This is a genomic window from Vibrio sp. EJY3, from assembly GCF_000241385.1.
Classification (GTDB): domain Bacteria; phylum Pseudomonadota; class Gammaproteobacteria; order Enterobacterales; family Vibrionaceae; genus Vibrio; species Vibrio natriegens.
The window spans coordinates 714,200-738,664 of sequence record NC_016614.1 but is presented as its reverse complement, the minus strand read 5'-3'; the positions used below and the strand labels follow the sequence as shown (position 1 = coordinate 738,664).

The 24,465-nt window shown below is 45.0% G+C and carries 19 protein-coding genes; 7 read left to right on the top strand and 12 right to left on the bottom strand.

Annotated elements, in window-relative coordinates:
• Window positions 1-35 precede the first annotated feature (35 nt).
• Both VEJY3_RS19205 and VEJY3_RS19200 read left to right on the top strand, forming a co-directional pair.
• Complete coding sequence (locus VEJY3_RS19205) at window positions 36-626, top strand: LemA family protein (protein WP_014234083.1); 591 nt, start codon at window positions 36-38, stop codon at window positions 624-626.
• Window positions 626-2,482, top strand: coding sequence for a M48 family metallopeptidase (locus VEJY3_RS19200; protein WP_014234082.1), 1,857 nt, complete (start codon window positions 626-628; stop codon window positions 2,480-2,482). Before VEJY3_RS19205 ends, VEJY3_RS19200 begins: the two co-directional genes overlap by 1 nt.
• Window positions 2,483-2,565: 83 nt before the next feature.
• Here the strand turns inward: VEJY3_RS19200 and VEJY3_RS19195 are convergent, their stop codons facing one another.
• A complete protein-coding gene (locus tag VEJY3_RS19195; RefSeq protein WP_014234081.1) occupies window positions 2,566-2,922 on the bottom strand; it encodes a hypothetical protein in 357 nt (118 codons plus the stop codon).
• A 622-nt stretch (window positions 2,923-3,544) separates the two neighbouring features.
• On the opposite strand from VEJY3_RS19195, the gene VEJY3_RS19190 reads away from it, so the two are divergent.
• Both VEJY3_RS19190 and VEJY3_RS19185 read left to right on the top strand, forming a co-directional pair.
• Entirely contained in the window at window positions 3,545-4,777 is a 1,233-nt protein-coding gene (locus VEJY3_RS19190) for an OFA family MFS transporter (protein ID WP_014234080.1), read from the top strand.
• Between the two features lie 81 nt (window positions 4,778-4,858).
• The gene (locus VEJY3_RS19185) at window positions 4,859-6,481 is read left to right on the top strand and encodes a VRR-NUC domain-containing protein (RefSeq protein ID WP_014234079.1); all 1,623 of its coding nucleotides are present in this window, start codon (window positions 4,859-4,861) and stop codon (window positions 6,479-6,481) included.
• A gap of 17 nt (window positions 6,482-6,498) precedes the next feature.
• Here VEJY3_RS19185 and yegS read toward each other — a convergent pair whose 3' ends face one another.
• The 10 genes from yegS to VEJY3_RS19135 form a co-directional block, all read right to left on the bottom strand.
• Complete coding sequence (gene yegS / locus VEJY3_RS19180; protein ID WP_041170397.1) at window positions 6,499-7,404, bottom strand: lipid kinase YegS; 906 nt, start codon at window positions 7,402-7,404, stop codon at window positions 6,499-6,501.
• 109 nt (window positions 7,405-7,513) lie between these two features.
• Window positions 7,514-7,939 carry a bifunctional diaminohydroxyphosphoribosylaminopyrimidine deaminase/5-amino-6-(5-phosphoribosylamino)uracil reductase RibD gene (locus VEJY3_RS19175; RefSeq protein ID WP_014234077.1) on the bottom strand — a complete coding sequence of 142 codons (426 nt, stop codon included), beginning with the start codon at window positions 7,937-7,939 and terminating at the stop codon, window positions 7,514-7,516.
• Between the two features lie 50 nt (window positions 7,940-7,989).
• Window positions 7,990-9,294 (bottom strand): BatD family protein, encoded by a 1,305-nt coding sequence (locus VEJY3_RS19170; RefSeq protein WP_014234076.1) that lies wholly within the window; start codon window positions 9,292-9,294, stop codon window positions 7,990-7,992.
• Window positions 9,291-11,021 carry a VWA domain-containing protein gene (locus VEJY3_RS19165; RefSeq protein WP_014234075.1) on the bottom strand — a complete coding sequence of 577 codons (1,731 nt, stop codon included), beginning with the start codon at window positions 11,019-11,021 and terminating at the stop codon, window positions 9,291-9,293. Before VEJY3_RS19165 ends, VEJY3_RS19170 begins: the two co-directional genes overlap by 4 nt.
• Complete coding sequence (locus VEJY3_RS19160) at window positions 11,014-12,096, bottom strand: VWA domain-containing protein (RefSeq protein ID WP_014234074.1); 1,083 nt, start codon at window positions 12,094-12,096, stop codon at window positions 11,014-11,016. The genes VEJY3_RS19165 and VEJY3_RS19160 overlap by 8 nt, the downstream gene beginning before the upstream one ends.
• A complete protein-coding gene (locus VEJY3_RS19155; protein ID WP_014234073.1) occupies window positions 12,089-12,631 on the bottom strand; it encodes a DUF4381 domain-containing protein in 543 nt (180 codons plus the stop codon). Before VEJY3_RS19155 ends, VEJY3_RS19160 begins: the two co-directional genes overlap by 8 nt.
• Window positions 12,632-13,594 carry a DUF58 domain-containing protein gene (locus VEJY3_RS19150; RefSeq protein WP_014234072.1) on the bottom strand — a complete coding sequence of 321 codons (963 nt, stop codon included), beginning with the start codon at window positions 13,592-13,594 and terminating at the stop codon, window positions 12,632-12,634. It abuts the gene before it with no gap.
• Between the two features lie 11 nt (window positions 13,595-13,605).
• Window positions 13,606-14,589 (bottom strand): MoxR family ATPase, encoded by a 984-nt coding sequence (locus tag VEJY3_RS19145; RefSeq protein WP_014234071.1) that lies wholly within the window; start codon window positions 14,587-14,589, stop codon window positions 13,606-13,608.
• Between the two features lie 9 nt (window positions 14,590-14,598).
• Window positions 14,599-15,891: an anaerobic sulfatase maturase gene (locus tag VEJY3_RS19140; RefSeq protein WP_014234070.1), complete on the bottom strand. Its 1,293-nt coding sequence runs from the start codon at window positions 15,889-15,891 to the stop codon at window positions 14,599-14,601.
• 102 nt (window positions 15,892-15,993) lie between these two features.
• Complete coding sequence (locus VEJY3_RS19135) at window positions 15,994-17,511, bottom strand: arylsulfatase (RefSeq protein ID WP_014234069.1); 1,518 nt, start codon at window positions 17,509-17,511, stop codon at window positions 15,994-15,996.
• Window positions 17,512-17,651: 140 nt separating this feature from the next.
• On the opposite strand from VEJY3_RS19135, the gene VEJY3_RS19130 reads away from it, so the two are divergent.
• The 3 genes from VEJY3_RS19130 to VEJY3_RS19120 all read left to right on the top strand — a co-directional run bounded on the left by VEJY3_RS19130 (window position 17,652) and on the right by VEJY3_RS19120 (window position 21,403).
• Window positions 17,652-18,509, top strand: a complete 858-nt coding sequence (locus tag VEJY3_RS19130; protein ID WP_014234068.1) for a LysR family transcriptional regulator — start codon at window positions 17,652-17,654, stop codon at window positions 18,507-18,509.
• 323 nt (window positions 18,510-18,832) lie between these two features.
• On the top strand, window positions 18,833-21,193 hold the full coding sequence (locus VEJY3_RS19125; protein WP_014234067.1) for a fatty acid cis/trans isomerase: 2,361 nt from the start codon (window positions 18,833-18,835) through the stop codon (window positions 21,191-21,193).
• Between the two features lie 18 nt (window positions 21,194-21,211).
• Entirely contained in the window at window positions 21,212-21,403 is a 192-nt protein-coding gene (locus tag VEJY3_RS19120; protein WP_014234066.1) for a hypothetical protein, read from the top strand.
• Window positions 21,404-21,441: 38 nt separating this feature from the next.
• Here VEJY3_RS19120 and torS read toward each other — a convergent pair whose 3' ends face one another.
• Window positions 21,442-24,402 (bottom strand): TMAO reductase system sensor histidine kinase/response regulator TorS, encoded by a 2,961-nt coding sequence (torS, locus tag VEJY3_RS19115; RefSeq protein ID WP_014234065.1) that lies wholly within the window; start codon window positions 24,400-24,402, stop codon window positions 21,442-21,444.
• Window positions 24,403-24,465: the final 63 nt, after the last annotated feature.

The following is a 24,465-nucleotide window of genomic DNA, read 5'->3' as shown; positions in this document are numbered from 1 at the left end:
AAAAAACCTAACTTACTCGAAACCTGGAACTGATTATGACTGCACTGATCGTCTTTATTGTTATTGTTCTCCTTATCGCGGCATACGCCATTAGCATCTACAACAAACTGGTGACTCTGCGAAACCGATTCAAAAACAGCTTTGCTCAAATCGAAGTTCAACTCAAACGCCGATACGACCTGATTCCAAATTTAGTCAACACCGCAAAAGGCTATATGGAGCATGAGAAAGAGACATTCGAACGTGTAATTCAAGCACGAAACCAAGCATTATCTGGTCTTAAGGCAGCGAGTGAAGCGCCAGACAGCGATGCTGCGATAAGCCAACTTAGCCAAGCGGAAGGCATGTTACAAAGCGCTCTAGGTAAACTTAATGTTGTAGTTGAAGCTTACCCAGAGCTAAAAGCCAATGAGACGATGAGCCAACTGCAAGAAGAGTTGACCAGTACAGAAAATAAAGTCGCGTTTGCACGTCAGGCATTTAATGATTCAGTAACCAGTTATAACATCTACAAACAAACTTTCCCTCCCGTCATTTTTGCCAACATATTTGGATTCCAGGACGGTAAATTGCTCGAGTTTGCTAATAGCGAAGCCATCCAAGAAGCGCCGAAGGTTGAGTTTTAATGGATTTTTTTCACCATCAAGATACTGCGCGTCAGCGAACCGGGCTTTTAGTCATGCTGTTTGTGTTGGCAATATTAGCCATCACCAGTCTGGTTAGTATTGCATCGATTGGTATCTATTTTGGCACCACTGGTAAGCCATTTGATACCCAAAACGTCATAACTTATGGTTTGTTAAGCTTTGCCGGAGTAATGTTAGTTGTCTTCGTTAGTTCATTCATTCGGCTTAGCGAGCTAAGTTCAAATGGTGGACGCGGAGTGGCAGAAAGTATTGGAGGCAAACTTATTTCGCCAGATACGTTAGATTCGAAGCACAGGCAACTGCTTAATGTCGTTGAAGAGATGGCAATTGCTTCGGGCATTCCTGTTCCTTCTGTCTACTTGATGGCAGAAGAACAAGGAATTAACGCTTTTGCAGCAGGTATGAGTATCGACGACGCTGTCATTGGCGTAACCCAGGGAGCCCTTGATAGCTTTAATCGTGATGAACTTCAGGGCGTCATCGCGCATGAATTTAGCCATATCCTGAATGGCGACATGCGCCTCAACACTCGACTGATTGGTGTCTTATTCGGCATTACGTGTATCGCTCATTTTGGCCACTTAGTACTGGATAATTCTCACCGTACATCTCGGGGACTTTCTCGTAGCTCTTCAGATTCCAGCAAAGGTTATGCCGCCATTCTACTGATCGCTATCGTCTGTCTGATACTGGGTTGGTTGGGCACACTGTTTGGTTCTATGATAAAAGCCGCGATCTCTCGTCAGCGTGAGTTTTTAGCCGACGCGAGTGCCATTCAGTTTACGCGCAACGATCAAGGGATAGCAGGCGCACTCAAGAAAATAGGCAGCAATTCTCACGGCTCGACACTTGATACCAAAGCAAGTGACGAAATGAGTCATATGATGTTTGGACAAAGTAAGCTCTCCGGATTTTCTGGTTTGTTTGCAACTCACCCACCGCTTGATGAAAGAATTCGCCGTATTGACCCGAACTGGGATGGAAACTATTCGCACCTGACTGACAATAGCAGTGCCACTTTTACTGGTGCTCAAATAAGCGGATTTGCGGAAAACGCACCACTAACTCCCAACAAGCCAGATACAGCGCCCGTTCAGTTCAATGACGCAGGCCAGCGGTTAATTGAACAACTACCTTCAGAACTTGTGGACCTTGCTCGTGAGCCCTACAGCGCACGCTTCATTACTTTCCTTATCATCTTCGATGGCAGTGATATTCAACGAGAGATGATAAAATGTCACATACCGCCTTCCTCTCAAACGAAGCTACTCCCTTGGCTCGATTACGATATACCGCTTCATCTCCGCTTTCCTTTGCTTGAATTAGCAATACCCGCCCTTAAATCCCTTAGCGAAGGTCAGCGAAATAGACTTTGTGAAGTGCTGCGTGATCTTTCTCAAACTGATAATGATTACTCGCTGGCAGAATGGTGCGTGATCAACTTGCTGGAAAAACAGTTACTTGTTTCTTTTGGGAATACGAAGCAGCAAAAAACATTAAAACAGCTAAAAGAAAGTGTGTTTTGGTTGCTCAGGGAACTGGCTTGGGTTAGCCACTCCCAACAGGATCATGCACAATACGCGTACCACTCTGCGCTCGCTTGTTTGGGGTTTCCTAAACATGATTTAGAAAAAGCGAATAACAACTGGAGTTTGAGCCGTGCTGCGTTAGAACTGCTACTGCAGTTAAAACCAAAAGAACGAGAAAGGTTTGTTAAGGCATGTCGACTCGCAATCGAGTCTGATGGTGAAGTTACGGTCGCAGAAGGTGAGCTTTATCGCGTTGTGGCTTGCTTCCTTGAAGTACCAGAACCGCCACTAACGATATCTGGTTAGAAACGTATCTTTGTTTTTCGCCTTTAAAACAAAAAGCAAAACGCCAGCGAATTATCGCTGGCGTTTTACTAACATTATCTTTTTTACGCGGCTTTAAAGCGCTCTGGAACTCGTGTAACGCTTTGGCGGTAACTAAACCACAGATACGTTACTGCCAGAGAGAAGAAGAAGTAAGACAACGCAAACACTATAGGCGAAGTAATCAGTTCCGCAGACATACCCCACATTACACCAGTAACGGTAATTGCCAATTTAGACAGCATGCCACAGATCAACAAGAACAGCGCAAGTTGCGGGAAGCGAGAGCTACGAAAAGCGAAAAAGTAGCAGCTACCAACAGCCAAGGAAGCGATAGAAAGACCTAACATAAATGAATGGAAATGCTCTGCCGATGCCACACCTGCAGAAACAGAAGCGAAAAGCACTAGGAACAGTTTCATAAGTTACCTCACAATAAATCGAAAAAAGCATCCCTTCATAAATGAAAACTCATTTTTCGCTATATTCTGCTCATTTTGCATGCTATTACAAGCACATTTTTTGCTCGCTTTATGTACAGACCACCCAACCAAATAACCTTATTACAAAAGGTTAACAACTTAATCCTTATAAATCCTTTGTATCCAATACTTAGCTTTAGAAGCTCTCATTTTAGGCAATCTTGTCACAAAGTGTTAACACAGAAATGTTTCGTAACTTTTCTCTAAAAATGTGAACTAAATATCTAATTTCAACATGTTCACCTAATTTCTTTACAGCATCAAACAAGACAACGACACCACCCAACCCAATTAACGAGTTATTTACATCTATCGCCGTAGAGGTGCACATGGTTTTATAGATTCAAATAAATTTTAAAACCAACCTCAAAAAGAGATTCCAATCACATATTTATTGGTTATAATCCGCGCCAATTGCGTCAAATGTTGAAAAACGCAAACTTATTTTTATAAAAAACACCTTTAAACCCACCACTCTTTAATGCTGGAGAGAAGGAATTCCAAATGCTGATTGTCAGCGATTGGTTCCATACTCCCGACAAAGAGTTAACCGAGAGAAAAAATGAGTAAGATTGATAAAGCGATGCGTATCCTGCTAGCAGGTTTCTGCATCAACCTTTGTCTTGGCATCCTGTATGCTTGGAGTGTATTCAATAAGGCACTGGTAACTGAGTCCGGTTGGACAGCTGCGGAAGCTTCTGCACCGTACGCAACTGCAACCATCACTTTCTCTATCTGTCTTCTTGTTGCAGGCATCCTACAAGACCGCATGGGTCCACGTTTGATCCTTATTCTTGGTACGGTTCTAACAGGTTTGGGCATGATCGCATCTGGCTTTGTTGACTCACCATTGATGCTGAACATCACTTTCGGTGTGATCACTGGTGCTGGTATCGGCTTTGGTTACGCATGTTTATCACCTTCTGCAATGAAATGGTTCCACGCCTCTAAGAAAGGTATGGTTAACGGAATCATCGCAGCAGGTTTTGGTCTGGCAGCTATTTACCTAGCGCCTGTAACATCTGCATTGATCGAAAGCCTGGGCATCCAAACCAGCTTTATGATTCTTGGTGTTGGTGTCCTGGCGATTGCCGTTCCACTTGCAGCAACCATTAACAACCCACCAGCCGATTACACGCCAGCAGAGCCTAAAGTAAAAGAAGGCCAAGCACCTAAAGCGCTTAAAAAGTCTGACGATTTAACCTGGAAAGCGATGCTGAAAACGCCACAGTTCTACTCACTATGGATCATGTATGCGTTTGCAGCTTCTGTTGGTCTTATGATCATCGGTAACATCACGACAATTGCAAGTGTTCAAGCTAACCTGCCTAACGCGGTTTACCTGGCGTCTATTCTTGCAGTATTCAACTCAGGTGGTCGTGTTGTTGCTGGTATGCTTGCAGACAAAATTGGTGGCGTTCGCACGCTTCTGCTTGCTTTCATCCTGCAAGGCGTCAACATGGCGTTGTTCGCAACGTTCGATTCAGAGTTTACCCTAATTATTGGTACCGCTATCGCAGCAGTTGGTTACGGCACACTTCTGGCTGTATTCCCTACTCTTACAGCAGAATTCTACGGTCTGAAAAACTACGGAACTAACTATGGTGTGCTATACACAGCATGGGGTATTGGTGGCGCTATTGGTGCAGCTGTAGTTGGTTACTCAATGACGAATGGCGAAGGTTACACTCTGGCTTACACCGTTTCTGCAGCAATGATGGCAGTATGTATCGTATTAGCATTCATCACTAAGCCACTAACTGAAGCAAAAGTTGCGAAGCTTAAAATCGCATAATTGTGGATTGATTTGATGTTGAAAAGGCTTAACCTATTGGTTAAGCCTTTTTTGTTATCGGTATAAAAATCCTGTCGAATTATGCAAAAACCTGTCGAACTTGCACCAGATTACTATTTAGATAATTTCCTCAAACTAACCCAACATGCTACGCATTGGTACAGTGACTTATTACTAGAGGAAGAGCACCATTGGCTCACAACATTCGAGCAACTGAGCAAACCATCACAATGCCTGTTAGTGCGACTGTATAGCCGTCAAGGGTGTTGGTTTCGCAGTGATAAACTCAATTATCAGGAAATTCCCTCTCTTCACCAAGCCCTGTCAGAGCTCGAACAATCGGGACTTATTGAGCTATCCCCTGCGCTTTCCCACCAAGAGTTAGCGACTCACTTACTGACCAAGTCAGAAATCTCTGCGCTTTACCCTGAGCTACCTAAATCACTGAAAAAAGACAATCTCGTTGAGTGTTTGAGCAATACTGAGTTCGATCAGTTTGATTTACTAGAATTTTCTGTGATCCGGCTGAATGCCGCTCATATGATTGATGTCTTGCTCACGTTATTCTTCGCCAATACTCATCAGGATTTAAGCCAGTTCGTACTCGATGATCTTGGCTTGCATCAGTTCGAACACTATCAGTTAAGCAAAGAGCGCCGATTTTTTGATTCGCGAGAGCAAATTGATAGATTGATTGAACTCAGTCAACTCTCAAACCTGTACTGGCAATTTGATCGTAAAGATAAGACCAACCTTGATCTGCTCATTGAAGCCATGCCAGACGCAGTCAAGCACGACTACGTGGATAGAAAGCGTGAACACATGCTTAACGACATAGCAAGAGACTACGAGCGTATCAATGAACTTGAAATCGCACTGGCGCTTTTTGAGCAAACCCAACTCCCACCGAGTAGAGAACGCCGCGCACGCATTTATGATAAATTGGATCAAGATACACGACTGAGTGACATTGTCACAAACATGTTAGAAGCACCTATCAATGCCTCCGAGCTTGAAGTGACACAAAAGCTAGAACAACGCGTAAAGCGAAAACTTGGACAAAAGGTACCAAGAACACCCAAGCCACAATGCAATGAACATTGTCTCGAACTGGATTTATCCCAACAACGTGTCGAACTTGTCACCAAGGAACACTTTGAAAAATTGGGCTGGCAAGTATTTTATGCAGAGAATACGTTGCTCAATGCACTGTTTGGTTTAACCTTCTGGGACGCCATTTTTGCTCCCGTAGAAGGCGCTTTTATAAACGCCTACCAACATCGCCCACTCGATTTGTATCACAGTGACTTTGCTTCTAAACGCGAAAAGTTAATCACATCCGCGTTCAATAGCCTCGAAACTGGAAATACAAAACAGTTAATAGAAAGATACGATGCCAAGATTGGGATAAGCAATCCGTTCGTTCATTGGGGCGCGGTAAGTAAAGCGCTTATCGAACATGCACTCACAACCATTCCGACGTCAATGCTAGTCGATCTATTCAGCGTCCAACTCCGTGATCTCAAGCTCTACCGTAATGGTATGCCGGACCTAATTGCATTTAAGGGAGATCAATTTGAATGGATAGAAGTGAAAGGCCCTGGCGATAAACTACAAGACAACCAATGGCGCTGGATCAAAGAGTTTAACCGACTTAAGGTACCGTTTTCAGTCTGCTACGTGACTGCCAAAACAACCACATAGTGAGGATAATAAGGGGATTATCCAGATGTACCAACACACGGACAGTCACTCGGTAGGACTAACTGAATGCTTTGAGGTAACACTTCGAAACGTACTTTACGCGAGCGATATGGCTCCCCATCTAAATTCAGAGGTAATGGATTTGGGAAGTCAATTTCCAACCAGCTTGTCCGTGTGTGCTTAACGAACTCGCCTGTAATCCTTGGGTTATTGATCTCTTCGATTACTTTAGGCAAGTCATGAGGTAAGAATGGACAAACCAGCGTTAAATCCATTAAACCATCATTGATCATCGCGTTTGGGGCCAACGACTGGCCACCGCCCGCCAAACGGCCATTGCAGAATGCACCGAGTAATATCCCACCTTCGTAGCTTCCGTCATCGACTGTGATGGTTCCATCGTACGGTTTAAAGCCCAGAGCTTTTACCACACCTGTCAGAGTATAAGCTCCGCCACCTAAAAAATTCTTCAATTCGACTGGTGTTTCAGTGGTAATTTCGGCACCAAACCCTGCCGTAGCGACATTGATAAAGTAACGATCATTCGCTTTTACACAATCAACAGAAACGGATTGTCCATTCACAGCCAAATGCAAGGCGTCAGAAATAGAAACAGGAATACGATTGGCAGTAGCAAAGTCATTGGCGGTACCAAGTGGAATTATCGCCAGTTCAGGCCGCTGGTCGTCTTCAATTTGGGCAATCGCCGAAACTGCTTCATTGATCGTCCCATCGCCGCCTGCAACAACAATACGCGTAATCCCTTCATTTACGGCTTCCTTAACTAAACGTGGCATGTCTAGGGATTCCCAAGTCACACGAACTTGCACGTCGACGCCTTGCTCACGCGTCTCCATAATCGCGTTTCTTAGCTCGGGTATGCCAGCCTTTTTGCCGTTTAGTATCGCTCGTATTGTTTTCATTGAAATCCGTCTCTGTGGCTTAGTAGCGTTTCTTACTGCTCGGTACTTTCGAGAGTGTAGACAAAAACTCCCTACTTAAAACGGTTAAAGTGGTCTGTTTGATAAATAACTAAGATTTACCCAAATACGGCGTCAAAAACGCACTCACTTCCTCACCGCAAACTCCGACTTCTACTTCAACACCAGCTTGCTCTAAGATAGCGATACCACGGCCGCTGTTGCGAGGATCGGGATCGAGCATGGCAACGACAACCTTTTTGATGCCAGTATTTACCAATGTCACCGCACAGGCAGGCGTTCTTCCAACAAACGAACAAGGCTCAAGTGTCACATAAGCGGTGACCTGCTCTAACGTTCCCTTGTATCCATTCAACGCTTCCACTTCGGCATGATTTCCACCGATAGCCTGAGTGTAGCCCTCGGAGACGATCTGACCGTCTTTAACTAAAACACAGCCTACTGGTGGATTAGGTTGACACGCTGGTAGTGCATTTCGAGAAATCTCCAACGCACGGCGCATAAATTCTTGGCTCATGTAACATCTATTCTTTAATGAAAAACAAAGGACTATAGTAGCGCTCAGTTTTATTCAATACCATCTCTTTGCTTTAACTTATCCAATTGAGGTAAAGCTTTTGGTATGCGAAGTTTAAGATGATTTTGTTTCGTCTGAATTTTGCGCCACATCGACTTGATCAGGCTAGAACTGCGTTCTCCACTTTGCATTCGAGATGAGCTTTTCTGCCATGAGTCACTGGAATCTGCATGGCGCATCTCCAATTCAGAAGTGTTCACTCGTAACTGCCTGTAAAGGGCGGCTCTCGCCTCTCCCCAGCGACTTTCTTTGAGTAATCGATGCAAGTTCAGCCATGGTGGAATTGGCCTTGAACGGTAATAACGCTTGATGGCTAGAAAGAAAACAACCCCCAAAACCAAAGTGCTCACCAGACCGATAATCCAGACGAAATAGGCTTTAACAAACGACTTTAACGTATGTTTTGCTTGAAATGATTGTCCTTCAATCACGATGCTTTCTAGCTGCTGCGTTTCGCTGTTCCACCATTGGAACTCATAAGCAGGTAACGAGAACTCTCCGCCCTGCTGAATCACATACACACTTTCTTCAGTTCGGGTAGATTGATAGTCTCCACGCGTTTGTGTATCGGTAAGCTGGTGAGGCTGCAAGTAAGTTTGATAACTATCGTTAGACTCACCTTTTAGCAGGTTAGGTAGTAATACCGACAAGCTGTCCTGTGCGGTTATCATTACTTTTCGCGTGATCGCATCGCCAACTTTTAGCGGTTCAGAAGACGTTTCCCACTCTTGATTTACGTCGACATGTGTCGCAGTAAACCACTGGGTATTGTCGCTCAATAAGCCAGACGGTAACGATGCTGAAAACTGAATTGGCTGCGTGTAAAGGGTTCCTGAGACGTTTTTTCCATCAGGTGCTGAAACCTGAACCCTCACAGCAATCGGAGGAACGACAAAATCACCCGATACTTGAGGATACAACGTCACTTCCCAACGTTGGCGCGACCAGGTTTGCCCACCCTTTCTCTCAGTGAAATTGGTTGCCAGTTGGTTACGTTGTTTGGCAATCACATCCGGAATTTCCACAGAGCCAATCCGCGTGCCGCCAGTAAACCAGCGCGGCGTCGCCACCTCTATAGTCAGAATGACTTGCTCGTTGACACTGAAGTTGGGTGAGTTACGATTTTCCTCGTTACTTGTCGCTTTACCAACCCACGCTTTTATCTCCACATCATGATTGCGCTGTAACTGATTGATATCTTGGGCAATCACCAAACCGCTTGTACAGAAACTGGTCAATACTATGAAGAAGCAAGGCAGGTAACGGCTCATAACGCGTCGAAATAGCTCCATCATTGCGTTATCTCCTCGTTATCATTACCACGTTCATCAGTAGTACCAATCGCTGCCGGCGAGTTGAGTTGAATTTGAAATTTTGCACGTAGAAAATCCCTTGGATCAGACTCGACACGTTTTAGCCACTTATCTGCCACCTCTTGATTGCCTAATATGTCTGCGGCACTCAGTGTCTCTTTGATCATCATTTCTTGCGACGTTTGCTCTTCCGCCCCTTCTGCTGTTTGCGGATTATCACCAAGCTCAGTCGACATCTCTTGTTCCGTTCCGGCCTGACTTTCACTCATCTGATTGATGTCCTCAACAATGCCGCCGATGACTTTCAAATTATGCTCAACATCAGGGCGTAACGCTTGGCTTAGTGTTGGTTTGTTCGCCAATGATTGAAGCAAGTCTCTCGCTGCCAAGTATTCACGTTGACGTGCCAATGCGCTGGCCGCGTTGTATAAACCAAAGTCTCTGACTTCTTCCGAAGGATCATTCTGCATTTCTAAAAACGCGCTATGGGCTAGCTCAAATTCACTGGCATAGTAATAAGCGGTTCCTTTTCGTAACGGATCTGAGAAATGCTTTGCCGCATCCAAATACGCTTGTTTGTTGAACAACCGTTGTCCTTGTTGATCAGGTGTCAGCCACAAGTCCCACCACCACTGGGCGGCTTTGTCGAACGTCGTCACTTTTTGTACAACTTGAGGTTCTTCGGCTTTTAGCGATACATTTTCAGCCATTACCTCGCCGGGCATCATCACGCTTCCAGATACCATTGCGATCAAGCACCATTGAACTAGCCAACCTTTTCGGAACCAGATCAGCATAATCAATGCAATAGGAAACAAAAGCACATACCCCATGTCTTTCCATGGCATAGAAGACTCACCATTAAGCTGCATATTACGCTCTACATAACGGCTCAATTGCTGAATGTCTGTGTTATCAACACTTACTTCAATAAGTCTTCCATCAGTTTTACTTGCAAGTGTTTGCAGCGAATCGAGATCGATCGGATTATTACTGACAATATCAGGGTTGCCAGCGGCCAGTATCAACAGCTGATAAGGTTTATCGGCAAAATAATCTTCATACTTACTGATGGTGGCAGGGTTAACACCATCTGTCACTAAGAGTACCGTTGAGCCGGCTAATCCTTGTAATTGCTGGTCAATAAGAGGTAATGCCTGCTCCGCGAGTTTACCTTTAACCGGCATAATTTCAGGGTCAATTGCCGCGAGGAATGGGTCAAAAACAGCGCTGTCTTGTGTGATCGGCATAGCGACGTGTGCAGTTCCCGCAAACACCACCAACCCCGTTTTACCACCTTTTCTTGCAGCGAGTAGATCACGGATTTTTTGTTTAGAACGTTCTAAGCGACTTGGCGGCAGATCTTTTTGCAACATAGAGTCGCTATTATCCAAAACCACCAGCATTGACGCTTTGTCCTCACCAAATGGTGACGCCTCTCGCTGCCAACTTGGGCCCGCACAAATTAAAATAGCGATGAATACATTGACCATCAGGAGTTTTAGTGGCAATTGTTTCCGCCAGCCATGCTCACCTATTGTCAGTACCTCACGTAAATGATCGGGCAGGATGTCTTTCCAGCTTGGTTTGCTCTCCTCATGCCAGCGTAGCCAAATCAGGAAAACCATCGGGATCAGCGCCAATAGCCACAAAGGGCGAATGAAATGAAACTGAGTAAAAAATTGCGTTAAGCTGAGAGAATCAAACATCGTGCTCTCCTACCGATACTTTCCCCATCGAAAAGCGTGCTTTGGTTCTTCGTCTGAGTGTCGCCACACTGAACGCGAGCAAATGCATCAATACCACCAAGACCATCAGGTAATGGTGCAAACTTTGTTTGGGCCGATAGGTCGTACTTTCATACAACTCTGGCTCAAGCAGGCTGATTTCTTCATAGGCCTTTGCCAACTCGTCCCGGTTGAGCGCTTCAAATGCCTCGCCTCCTGATTCAGCCGCGATTCGTGTAATCGTGTCCATATCAAGCGCCGTTTCACCAATGGTTTGCGGATCGCCCATCGCGATAACGTGCACGCGAACACTCTTCGCTTTTGCCACTTTTGCCGCGTCTATTGGTTCAACAAAACTGCCAGTGTCGTTGCCATCAGTTAATACAATCGCAACTTTTTCACGCTTCGTCGCTTGCGTTAACTCACTACGAGCCTTATCGCTCTGCTCAAACACTTTTATGGCTAACCCAATCGCATCTCCAAGGTGCGTACTCTGCCCAGCCATCGCAACGTCAGTTTGATTAAGCAGTTCTAACCACACGCTTTGATCAGCAGTAAACGGGGTTTGCACAAATGCAGCGTCACCAAACAGCACCAAACCAAGTCGATCGCCTTTACGTGACTGCACGAAATCTGCCAATACTTCTTTGGCGGCTTCTAAGCGAGAGATTTTTTCACCCGTACGCGAGGTAAAATCAGCCTCAGCCATTGAGCCCGAAAGATCAACCACAACCATGACATCTCGACCAAGGCTTTCACGAACTTGCGGCTCACCCAGAATCGTCGGCTTAGCCATCGCACAGACAACCAATATCCAAGAGAGAATTAACGTTGCGCGCTGCCACCAACTTGGCGTTAGCTGGCTTGCACCTTCTGACGGAGTTTCACCAATGGCTTCAACCAGTTGGGTAAAAAACGGGACTTTAATCGCTGTCTGTTTAGTGCGGTAAGCAGGAACCAGATAATAAACCACGAGTGGCAGGGGTAAAATAATCAGCCATAAAGGGTGCGCAAACGCAAAGCCAGACAGCCCCATAAAAGAGTGGAGATCATTCATTCTGACCACCTTGCTTTGGCTCTGTTCCTGGCGTTGATATATTTGAGCCAGACGTATGCGAATGCTCTTTGACCCAAAAGTTTGCTTTCTCGATCAAAAGCACTCGCTGTTGATACGTAAGCTCGATTTTGGGGTTAACGATACTCTTGAGCCACAATGTGGAAACTTCATCATTGAAAGCCTGTTTTTTCGGTTCCAGCTCGTCAAGTTTAGAAAGAAAAGCACCATCAAACAGTCTGGCATTGCGGCTGTCTATATGAATCAAAACAATTTTTAGAATCGAGAATAGCGTTTTCGGCATGTCACTATCGCTTGGATTAATCTGACTGATCATATCCAATGCTTCCTTGCGATAGCGGTTTATCCACCATTTACTCAGAATGCGATAAGCCATGTACACTAAAGCCAGCACGAATATCACAGCTAGAATTTTCCAGCCGACAGTTTGCGGATACCAGCTGACACTGGGCGGTACGGGTACGTCATGTAGCTCACTCAGAATGTAAGAGCCAGGGGGTTGCGGAAGATCACTCATCTAGCGCCCTCCTACCAATTTTTGAAACTCTTTGACATGCTGGCCAGTGGTATCAAGCTCAATGTAAGGCAGATGCTTAATTGCCATCAGTTGCGCTAAAGATTGACGCTGCACATCTGTTTTCGCTTCCAGTTTTGCGCTTGCAGCTTCCACTTTTGCTTTACTATCCAAATTGAGCTGATATTGACCATCACCAACCACCCATTTTGATGTTGCTAAGTCATCTGGCAGTGTTTGTTCAAGTGGATCGCTGACCATCACGGCGAGAATGTCGTTGTGCTGTTGAAGCTGTTTCAGGTGGTCGAGGTGCTGCTCTTCACAGTCACTCCAGTCGCTAATAAAAATCAGCGTGGATTGTTTGAGCTTCATTCGCTTTATCAGTTCAACCCAGCGACTAAACGTTACTTTTTCGGAATCGACCGAATCAACGCTAAGGGATTGGTTCGCCCGTGATAAGTGTTTTAGCTGTGTTAAAAGATCGTTTTGCGAACGCTGTGGCTTTGAATGAAACAGGGCTTGATGGGAAGCAATAACAAATCCTACTCGGTCACCATCTTTTAATACTCGCCACCCACACATTGCTGCAACTTCTGCAGCAACCACCGACTTCATCACCTCTGTGGAAGCAAAAAACATCGCACTGCGTTGATCAACACAGACGATGACATTGCGATCTTTTTCTTCGGTATAACTACGCACATGAGGCTTGCCCGTGCGCATCGTCACTTTCCAATCGAGATTACGAATATCATCCCCTAACTGGTAATGACGCAACTCTTCAAAATTCAGTCCGCGACCGCGAAAAAGAGAGTTGTGTCGGCCGGATAACACACTGCCAGCTTTCAGGTGAGGGAGTAAACTAAACGACTCAGCTTGCGCTTGTAATCGCACCAGCCTTGCGTAATCACAATATAAACGGTGATCTATCTCTTCAGGTTTAGGAGCAAGTATCGGCTTTGCCATATTGCCACCACTTATCCGATTTCAACGTAATCGAGTAATTCCTCAACGACTCGTTGATGATCCACACCGTCAGCTAGCGCGTCATAGGTGAGTGAGAATCGGTGTCCTAATACTGATGGGACCATAGCACGGACATCATCAGGTGTGACATGGTCACGTCCTTGAAGCCAAGCATAGGCGCGAGCACACTTATCCAACGAAATTGAAGCGCGGGGACTGGAGCCAATTTCAATCCATTTAGATAATTGCGAGTCTGCATAACGCTCTGGCTTACGAGTCGCCATCACCAACGCGACAATATAGTCTTCAACTAATTCAGAAACCGCGACATCGGGCAGTTGACGGCGTGCTTCTAAAACCAAATCGGGCTCAATATGCTGCGGCGTAACCAACTCGGAACTGGTTTCCGCCCCAAGTTCTTCACTACGAACCAAACGAATAATCTCGCGCTCAGCAGCATCTTCCGGGTAGTCCACCGTAACCTTCATAATAAAGCGGTCCATTTGCGCTTCAGGCAGAGGGTACGTCCCTTCTTGCTCGATCGGGTTTTGCGTCGCTAGTACCATAAATAGATCGGGTAACACATGCGTTTTATCGCCAACAGTTATTGTGCCTTCAGCCATGGCTTCTAGCAGCGCGGCCTGCACTTTGGCAGGAGCACGGTTAACCTCATCGGCAAGGACAATGCTGTTAAAAATGGGACCCGGCTGAAAATGTAGCTGCGGTTTGCCATCTAACTCCTGATAAACCTCGGTACCCGTGACGTCCGAAGGTAGAAGATCAGGCGTGAACTGAATACGACCGAAACTAGTGTTCAGAAGATTGGCTAATGATTTTACTGAACGCGTTTTTGCGGTACCCGGTAAACCTTCCAACAGAATATGTCCATTGGTCAATAAACCAATCACCAACGCTTGCACCACGTGGCTTTGACCAATGACGCTTTTCTCTGTCTCTTCAATCAGCTTATTAATTGCTTGCTGCGCGTTGTTCATTCGTCTTCCTTACTTAGAATTCTGTTGTTGTAAAATCTGAGATAGACCCACCAGCATAGGTAAGGTGTCATCGAAGAAACGGCGAATACCAGAACAAAGGTAATTCAGCCCTTCTTCACCATCCGGCGTCTTAATAAGGCGATTTTTAGGACATTCGCCCCAACAGTATTTAAGGTAAGGACATTTCTTACAGTAGTCCGGCAATGAATCTCGCTTTGCCATACCAAAGCTAAACTGACGCGTAGAGAATGCCATCTCGTTCAACGAATGTTCGTGAATATTGGAAAGTTTGTATTCGGGATAAACGTAGTGGTCACAACTGTACACATCACCGTTGTGCTCTATCGCTAAGCCCTTTCCGCAGAACTCTGAGGTAATGCAGAGTTGCGCTGGTTTACCCATCACCTGAGCAACCGCCGTTTCAAACAGGTTGACCAACACACGGCCGAGATCATTGTTCACCCACTCAACAAACATTTCACTAAGGAACTTGCCCCAATCATCAGGGTCCACCGACCAATCCGTTACCACTGACATTGGATGTCCAGGCTTGGCTAACTCGCTCCCCATGACAGGGATCATCTGTTCGTTCCAGAACTGAGGCGCGGTAGTGTGAAAGTCATTCGCTTCAACCACGGGCGCAAGCTGAATATAAGTCACGCCCAACTCGCGAGTGAGGAATCGATAAATTTCCACAGGGTACTTAACGTTGTGGCGGTTAACCGTCACCAGCGCATTAAACCGTACCCCGTGACGCTGAAGTTTTTCTACCGCTTTCATCACCAGATGAAAAGTCGGTTTACCACTTCGCGTTTTACGGTATTTGTCGTGCAGCTCTTCTGGACCATCGATAGATAAGCCGACCAGGAAGTTATTCGCTAATAAAAATTCACACCACTCATCATTGAGTAAGATACCATTCGTTTGTAAATCGTTTTCGATACGAGTGCCACTAGGTTTGTATTTCTTCTGTAGCTCAACCACTTTACGGAAGTAATCTAACCCAAGCAGTGTCGGTTCACCGCCCTGCCACGAAAATACGATTTGTTCGCCATCTTGACTCTCAATATAACTCTTAACAAACGCCTCTAAGGTTTCATCATCCATCTTGGGTTGTTTTGGTTGATGAAGCAGGTTTTCTTTGTGTAAGTAAAAGCAATATTGGCAGTCAATGTTGCACTTTGCGCCGCCGGGTTTCGCCATCACATGAAAGCGGCGTTCATTTCCCTGCTCGGATTTAAATGCCGTTTTCATCGGAACAATTGGCATAGCCGTAGAATGACGTGGTGAAGTTTTGCTCATGCAGCCTCTCTTTTGAATGTTGGCTTTTCTACTTTCTTTTTTAAGTATGGCGCTCCTGAGAGCGCCATTCATTTTTATTCTAGTCTTAGCTTAAGTGCAAGGTTACTTAGGAACAAATGAACCTGCTTCCATACGTGGTGGGAACTCTTTAAAGGTATCCATCACTTGTTTTACTTCTTCCATCGCTGGTGCCATTAAGTATGAGCGCTCATACATCCAAGTGTTGTAGCCCATGCCCGTATCACCACGTTCAAATGGGTCAATGCTCAAGTCAAAGATCTTCGGTACACGAAGTTTAGTAAATGGTTTCTGCCAAATTTCTAGTCCCGTTTCATTTTCTTGGATCATAAAGTGGAACTTGAACTTACCTTGACGCAGTGCCAGCAGGTCACCATCATCACTCCAGTAAACAAACTCATTTCGAGCTGATTCCTCTGATTTGCCAGTAATGTATGGTAATTGGTTGTAGCCATCTAAATGAACTTTGTAGTTCATATCGCCAACTTTCTTACCTTTGAGCAATTCGTCCGTTACTTTATCGTTACCTGCCGCGGCAACCAATGTCGGGAAGAAGTCTTCCAGTGACATCATACCGTTAAACGTCTTACCGGCTTCGATTTGCCCTGGCCATTTAATCAGCATAGGAACGCGGAATGCACCTTCCCAGCCCGTATTTTTCTCAGAACGGAATGGAGTCATACCAGCGTCTGGCCACAAATTGATCATTGGTCCGTTATCTGTTGTGTAGACGATGATAGTGTTGTCATCAATGCCTAGCTCTTTAATCTTATTAAGCAGGTGACCGATTTGATCGTCATGCTGTTTCACACCATCAGCGTAGAATCCAGCGCCTGTTTTGCCCTGATATTCTTCTGGAACGTGAGTGAAGTTGTGCATACGAGTAGTGTTGAACCAAGTAAAGAATGGTTTATCCGCTTTTACTTGTTTCTCGATGAAACTTTCTGCCGCATCAAGGAATTCACCATCGACGGTTTCCATGCGTTTACGGGTCAGAGGACCAGTATCTTCAATCTTGCCGTCTGCATACGAGTGAATCACGCCTCGAGGGCCGAACTTTTTCTTGAATTCTGGATCTTTAGGGTAATCAACATTCTCTGGTTCTTCTTCCGCATTTAAGTGGTAAAGGTTACCGAAGAACTCATCGAAGCCGTGGTTTGTTGGCAAGTGCTCGTCTCGGTCACCCAAATGGTTTTTACCAAACTGACCCGTTGCGTAACCAAGCTCTTTAAGCATGGTTGCAATCGTTGGGTCCTCTTTTGAAATACCTTCAGGTGCGCCAGGCAAGCCTACTTTAGACAAGCCTGTACGTTTAGGCATCTGACCGGTAATAAATGCTGAACGGCCTGCTGTGGAACTTTGCTGGGCGTAAAAATTAGTAAACTTCGCACCTTCTTGAGCAATCGTGTCAATATTCGGTGTGTTGTAAGCCATCATCCCTTGGTTATAGGTACTGAGGTTCCAGTAACCAACGTCATCACCAAAGATAACAAGGATGTTCGGTTTGTCAGCTGCGTATGCGGTTGCAGAAGCAGCACCTAGCGCTAAAGTACATGCGTTAAGTACGAGTTTTTTACTGCTCGTTTTGGTCGCATTTTTCATATTTTCTCCAAAAGTTCGCTGATGCATTAAAATGGCATTCGCATTCCAATACCATTACTGTTATAAGATAAAGCACTAATTTCAGACGATAAATACCGTCAGGATTAGTTGATCTATAAATCTAATTTATGAGTAGCGTTATGGACTTAAACCTTATCCAAACTTTTCTGGTCGTCGCCGAGTTCCAATCCTACACAAAGGCAGCGGAGCAACTTGGGTTGACGCAACCTGCAGTAAGCGCAGCGATAAAGCGTTTAGAACAAGTCGTAGATAAACAGTTATTCGTTAAAAAAGGCCGCGGAATAGCTCTTACTTCCACCGCACATCAATTGCTTCCTCAATTTCAGCAAGCGGTAAGTATCATTGATAGTGCAATATCTGATAAAAACCATTTTGAAGTATGCTGCTCAGAGATTTTGCTACATAGCATGCCTCCTATTGAAAACGTGGTGTTTTATGAATCTCCACCGGAAAAATACATTCTGTTTGAGCTCATAAGGCAACAAAAAGTCGACTTAGCTATAGATACAGTCATAACAAAAGACTCTGCATTTGTTATTGAAGATGCATACTCAGAAGAAGCGGTAGTCATTTGCCGAGAAGACCATCCCAGAATCCAAGGAACACTTACAAAACAACAGTTTTATGAAGAAAGACACTGTCTGTTTTCTGGAAAATGGGAAAACATGACTGGGTTTGAGCAACTTGCTAAAGAAAAGATACAGGAACGAAAAGTCGATTTAGTGACATCTTCGCTAGCTGGCATGGCTTTATATGTTGCCGACCGAGATTGCTTGGGCGTCGTCTCTAAATCGTTTGCAAATAAATGGAGTAAGGCGCTGAATCTGCAAGTGCTCCCTTGCCCTATTTCGATTCACTCCATCCCTTACAAGTTTGTCTATCACAAGCGTGAAATTGACAATCCTGCTCATCTTGCCCTGCGCCAAAAAATTAAAGAGCTACTTGTCGCCGCCCATGGCAAGCCATTCAAGCAATAAAGCCATCATTCAACTAAACGCCGATCTTTGACTTTTGTCCGTTGATACAACTTTTCAAAATACATGCATCGGCTCTACTACTGTATTGACTATGTAGTAACAAATTCTGAACAAACCAAACGCAATGCAACAAAGTTTATAGTATATAAATTAACTATTTGCAACAAATTGTATATGGCGTACCAACCTGTTTATGGAACCAGAATCGGTTTATCTTTCGGGTTGATTTAGGCTCCTTACTCTAAACACCTTGCTGTAATCTTTGGTATTTAATCTGTTATTTTGCTTTAATGAGTTTAAACTTCATTTACCCAAGTAACTCCATGAATTTGCGCCTCATTCTTTTACTCTGCATTGTTAGTCTCTTTGCTGGCTGTGCCACTTATGCTGGTCTGAATTACGACGTGCTTTTTGGCCCTCAACTGGTACGAGAGCGTACCGCGAGTGCTGAAACACAGCATGCAAACTTTTTCCAAAACAAAGTAAAGCCGATCGTGGATAATCGTTGCGTGGTTTGTCACGCGTGCTACGACGCACCTTGTCAGTTGAAACTCTCATCAGTGGAGGGCATTGATAGAGGCGCGACGAAAAAGCTGGTTTATGAAGGCACACGTCTTACTGCGGTAGCACCCACCCGTCTTTTTGAAGACGCAGAAACCACTCAAGAATGGCGTGATGCCGGCTTTCACCCGGTCTTAAATGAACGTGAGCAAAGCATGGCTGCGAACTTGGATGCAGGCTTAATCGCAAGACTGTTAGTGCAAAAAGAACGTCATCCTCTGCCCGATCAAGTTCAGTTGGAAGGGTTTGATTTTTCGATAGACAGAGAACAAACCTGCCCGACCATCGAAGAATATGAGCAGTATGAGAAAGACAACCCGACTTGGGGGATGCCTTTTGGCATGCCAAACCTGACAGACTCTGAGTATCTTACATTGATGACCTGGCTGGAAAATGGCGCAGTCATGAATAGCCACACGCCGATTAGCAGGCATGAACAAGCCGAGATTACTAAGTACGAATCGTTACTGAATCAGGATGACTTCAAGAACCAGCTCATGGCGCGCTACATCTATGAGCATCTGTTCTTATCTCATTTGTATTTCTCTGAGCTAAACGATAAGCCGACCCGTCGCTTTTTCTCTCTGGTTCGCTCCCAGACCCCTCCGGGTCAGCCTGTAAAACGTATTTCAACTCGTCGTCCATATGATGATCCAAACACGGAACGTGTTTACTACCGAATCATTCCAGAGCAAGGCACTATTGTAGACAAAACACATATGCCATATGCGTTAAATCAACAGCGTATCGACAATTGGAAAAAGTGGTTTATTCAACCTGACTATACGGTCAATGAGCTACCTAGCTATGAACCAGAAGTTGCCGCGAACCCAATGACTTCATTTACTGACATTCCAGTGAAGTCGCGTTTTAAGTTCATGCTCGACAATGCGCAAAATACCATTATGGCGTTTATTAAAGGTCCGGTTTGCCGTGGTCAGTTGGCACTCAATGTCATTAACGATCGTTTCTGGGTATTCTTCCTCGATCCAGATAAAAGCGATATTCCTGAAGTGAACGAGTTTTATCGCTCACAAGCAGAAAACTTAAAGCTGCCGAGCGAGTTAGAAAGCAACACGCTGCCTGTAGCGAACTGGGTTAAATACTCTCGCCAACAAGCTCGCTACCTTGAAGCGAAGTCGGACTTTGCAAACCATTGGTTCAAACATGGCGAGCACCTGTCTACAGACGTTATCTGGGATGGTGATGGAACCAACACTAATGCTGCTCTGACCGTTTTCCGCCATTTTGACAGTGCTTCGGTTGTGCAAGGTTTAGTGGGCGACCAGCCTAAAACGGTCTGGGTCATGGATTACGTGTTGCTTGAACGAGTCCATTACCTGCTCGTAGCCGGGTTTGATGTCTACGGCAACTTTGGCCACCAATTGATTACGCGTATGTTTATGGACTTTCTGCGTATGGAAGGCGAAAGTAACTTTATCTCATTATTACCGGCAGACATGCGTCACCAGTTACAATCCAGCTGGTATCAAGACCAAAGCCCTCAATTATCGGATTTCTTATTGAGAAATGTTAAGCCGTTTAATCAGCCGACAAGCATTGTTTACCAAACGGATGATCCGAAGTCTGAATTGCTTAACAAGCTGAAAGAAGATCTGTCTCCGATTCTGCATCCTCGTTATGAGATCACCAATACAGCGCTCTCCGAGGGGAATGAGCAGCAAATTAAACGTATCGGACAGGTACGTGGTGAAGGGTTAAAACCAGTGCCTCAAATAACAATGTTGATGGTGCGCAGCAAGTCTGGGAAAGATGAACTCTTTACCCTGCTCCACAATAATGCGCATACAAATATCTCCAGCTTGTTCGATGAAGAAAGTAATCGCAACTTCTCAGAAGATGATATGACCATCGTCCGTGGTGTGGTTGGAAGTTATCCCGCTGCGTTTTTTTCGATAGAAGAAGCGCAAGTAAAAGATTTTGTCGATCAATTCAGCAATATTCAAAATGAAGAGGATTACGTTAAGTTATTGGATCGTTTTGCGATTCGTCGTAGCTCACAAAAGTTCTGGCCGTTCAGCGATCGACTTCATCATTGGTACCGTACAAATCAACCGATCGAATTTGGATTACTTGACTATAATCGTTTTGAGAATCGATGACGATTTAAGGGGGTTCTCATGGGTATCCGAGATAACATTGCCGCTCTGGAGCAACAGATTTACGTTGCCTGTTCAGAGGGAGACTACGATACGGTCAATATGCTTGAGCATCAACTCGAATACTTGCGAGGCAGAGTGGATCATCCTTTTGACGATGACCCTTATGCTCTAGACACTCGGTTCGAGTGGGAAGATGACATGAGTGAATAGAAGAAACCTCCGGCACCTTCCGGAGGTTTTTGTTTTTGTCATAGTCGTTGATCCACTATCAGTTCATCAAGCGCGGTTATCGATGCGGTTACTTGATCAGCAAGCACCCTTTTCTTTTGCTTGTACGCCTCTAGCGGGTCCTCTGCAGCTTCGATACTCTGCAGCGTTCTCATTAGCGTGTTTAAGCCTAAACTACCCGAACTTCCTTTGAGTTTATGGCTTAAGGACCTCACCTCACGTGTGTCATCTTTCTCTGCGGCTATCTCTAATTGATTGAGAGCATCCAGGCTGCTGGTTCGGAATAAATCAATAATGTGCAGCATTCTTTCTCTGCCCAAAATCTTCATATCAGAAAGCACAACGTGTGGTGAAATAATATCTTCAGCAGCAAGCGGGTTATTATCTACAGATATCAAAACATCGTCTGTGGAAACGGGTTCTTTATGCGATGAACCCTGCTCTCTTTGGCCCAATAACAACGGTTTGCCGTCTAACTGCTCTTGAATCATGACTTCAAGAGATTCTTTCACTAATGGCTTGGGTAAGTAACCATCAAACCCTGCCTCCAGATAGCGTTCCACTTCCTCTTCAAATACATGAGCAGAAACCGCAACCATCGGTGTGGGCGAGTTCGCTTGTCGTTGAGGCTTATTCTGTTCAATGCACTTAAGACGCTGAATTAAATCGGCGCCGTTGCAATCAGGTAAATTGATGTCGACTAACGCTATATCGAAATCCTGCTGTTCTAATATTTTTTCTGCCTGAAGTCCGTTTTCAGCCATGATGACTTCGTGCCCCATGCTCTGCAGAAAACCTTCCGCAACCACTCGGTTTACTTCGTTATCTTCAACCAGCAATACTTTGGCTTTCACTTCACATGGCGTATTTACAACCGCATTTGTTTTTACTTCGTCGCTCTTTTCGAGTGGCAACGAGAACCAAAAACGACTGCCTTGGCCTTTTTCTGATTCAAACGCCAACGTACCATCCATTGCTTCAATAATGCGTTTACTGATCGCAAGGCCAAGCCCCGTTCCACCAGTTTGACTCAATCCACCTTCGGCTTGAGTAAAGGCATCAAACAGCGATGTTTGCTCTTTATCCGCGATACCAATACCAGTGTCGGAAATTTCGAACAGAACTTGTGTTTCGTCTTCAGGATTGAGGCACACATAGATATCAATTTCCCCTTCCTGGGTGAATTTTATCGCATTACCAACCAGATTATTCAGCACCTGACTGATCCGTGTTGCGTCCCCTTTCCAGTACTTATTCACATCGCTTTCAATATGGTAAGAGAACAACAAGTTCTTTTCTTTGGCACGACTTTCCATTAGCTGGTAAGTGTCTTGCACCAGTTGATGCAAGTCGAAGTCTGAATGACGTATTTCGAGGTGGCCGGCTTCTATTTTCGAGTAATCCAGAACGTCATTGATGATGGCAAGTAGCGTTTTACCACTTCGATTGATGATGTCGGCATAGCGTTTTTGCAGTGGATTCAAGCCTGAATCCATGAGCAAACGTGCGGTTCCTAGTACCCCATTCAAAGGTGTACGTATTTCATGGCTCATCGTAGAAAGGAAAGCAGACTTAGCTCGGCTAGCTTGTTCTGCCTGCTTACGTGCTTTAGCGTGGTTTAATACCTCTTCATTCAAGCGGTAATTGGCTTGCTTTAGCTGAGAAGTACGTTGCTCTACCAATTCTTCAAGGTGTTCTTTATGCTCTTCGAGTTCTTTCTTCGCCTTCGCCTCTCCTTCTGCGACGACTTTTAACGCCTGAGCGGTGTCTCTTGCGGTAATAATAGCTCGCCCCATATGCGCGAGTTCATCTTTTCCTTTGACTGTCAGATCCACTGCTAAGTTGCCTTGCGCCACCGACAGCAACGCTGATGAATACTCCCCAAGTCGCTTGAGCACCGACACATAAACAACACGCCAAACAATTAAAATAGCCACTATGAGGCCAACCACCGAAATAATCGCCAATGACCATTGTGCAAATGTGAGTGAACTGGTCATTTCATCTATCGCAACCGACGTGGCAGTGTTGGAATCATCAACCAACTTATTAACGGTACTGTTAAGTTCAGCAAATAGCTCCAGTGTTCTTTGCATTAATTGTTGAGACTGCTCATTATTTTCATATTGATGCATTAAGATGCTAAAGACGACCTGACGTTCACCAAGATCCGTAAGCAGCTGCCCCATTCGTGTCGACAACGTCGGGTCTTCCACCGCCTGCACGCGCCTCTTCATAATTCGAAGGTTATTAGCGAAGTCCGCCTGAACTTGTTGGATACGATCTAGATTGGTCAGCGTACGCGCTTCTTCAATTTGGTTGAGAACCTGAAACGCCAGCAGATGAAACTCATGCAACCGTTCGGTCAGATCCAAATCGACTTCAACCAACGCATCCAGAGCTTGGTAAGCCTGTTCTTTTTTGTTTGCTTCCAGCAGACCATAAATGTGAGTCACATTCGCCACAGCGACAGTGCTGGTGTTTTGCACTTGAGTTCGGGTCAGTTGTTCCAGTTCCTCACTAAGCAAGCGCATTTCTTCGACTCGAGTTTCTATCTCTTTGGCGAGATAGAGCTTACGTTCAACCGACGTGCCTAAATCACCCAGGTTATTAATAACCTGTTGAACATGGCTTTCTAATGTATTGAGTAGCTGGGAATCAAACGCGTCTCTGCCAAGCTTTTTGATATGAGAAAGCAACACCTCTAGTTGGTCGAAGAGTGCTCGTCCTGCGGCTTGTCGCTCAAATTCATTTTTGGCGTTAGACAGCGTCTGAACAGAAGAAATAATACGAGAACTTAGCTCAGAGACCTGTCGGGCTTCTATCATGGCAGGAATCGCAGAATCAACCACGTTCCTTTCCGTTTTCGACACCATCGAAAAGCCAGACATGCCGATCAATGCAGACAACATGACCAACATTGCCATCGCAATAAAAGAGAGCAAAAGCTTACGACCGATACTTGCGGTTGCTAGCAGCATATTTTAATGACCTTACTATTCGTGTTTGGCGAAATATACTCAAATAATTTCAATATGAAAGCT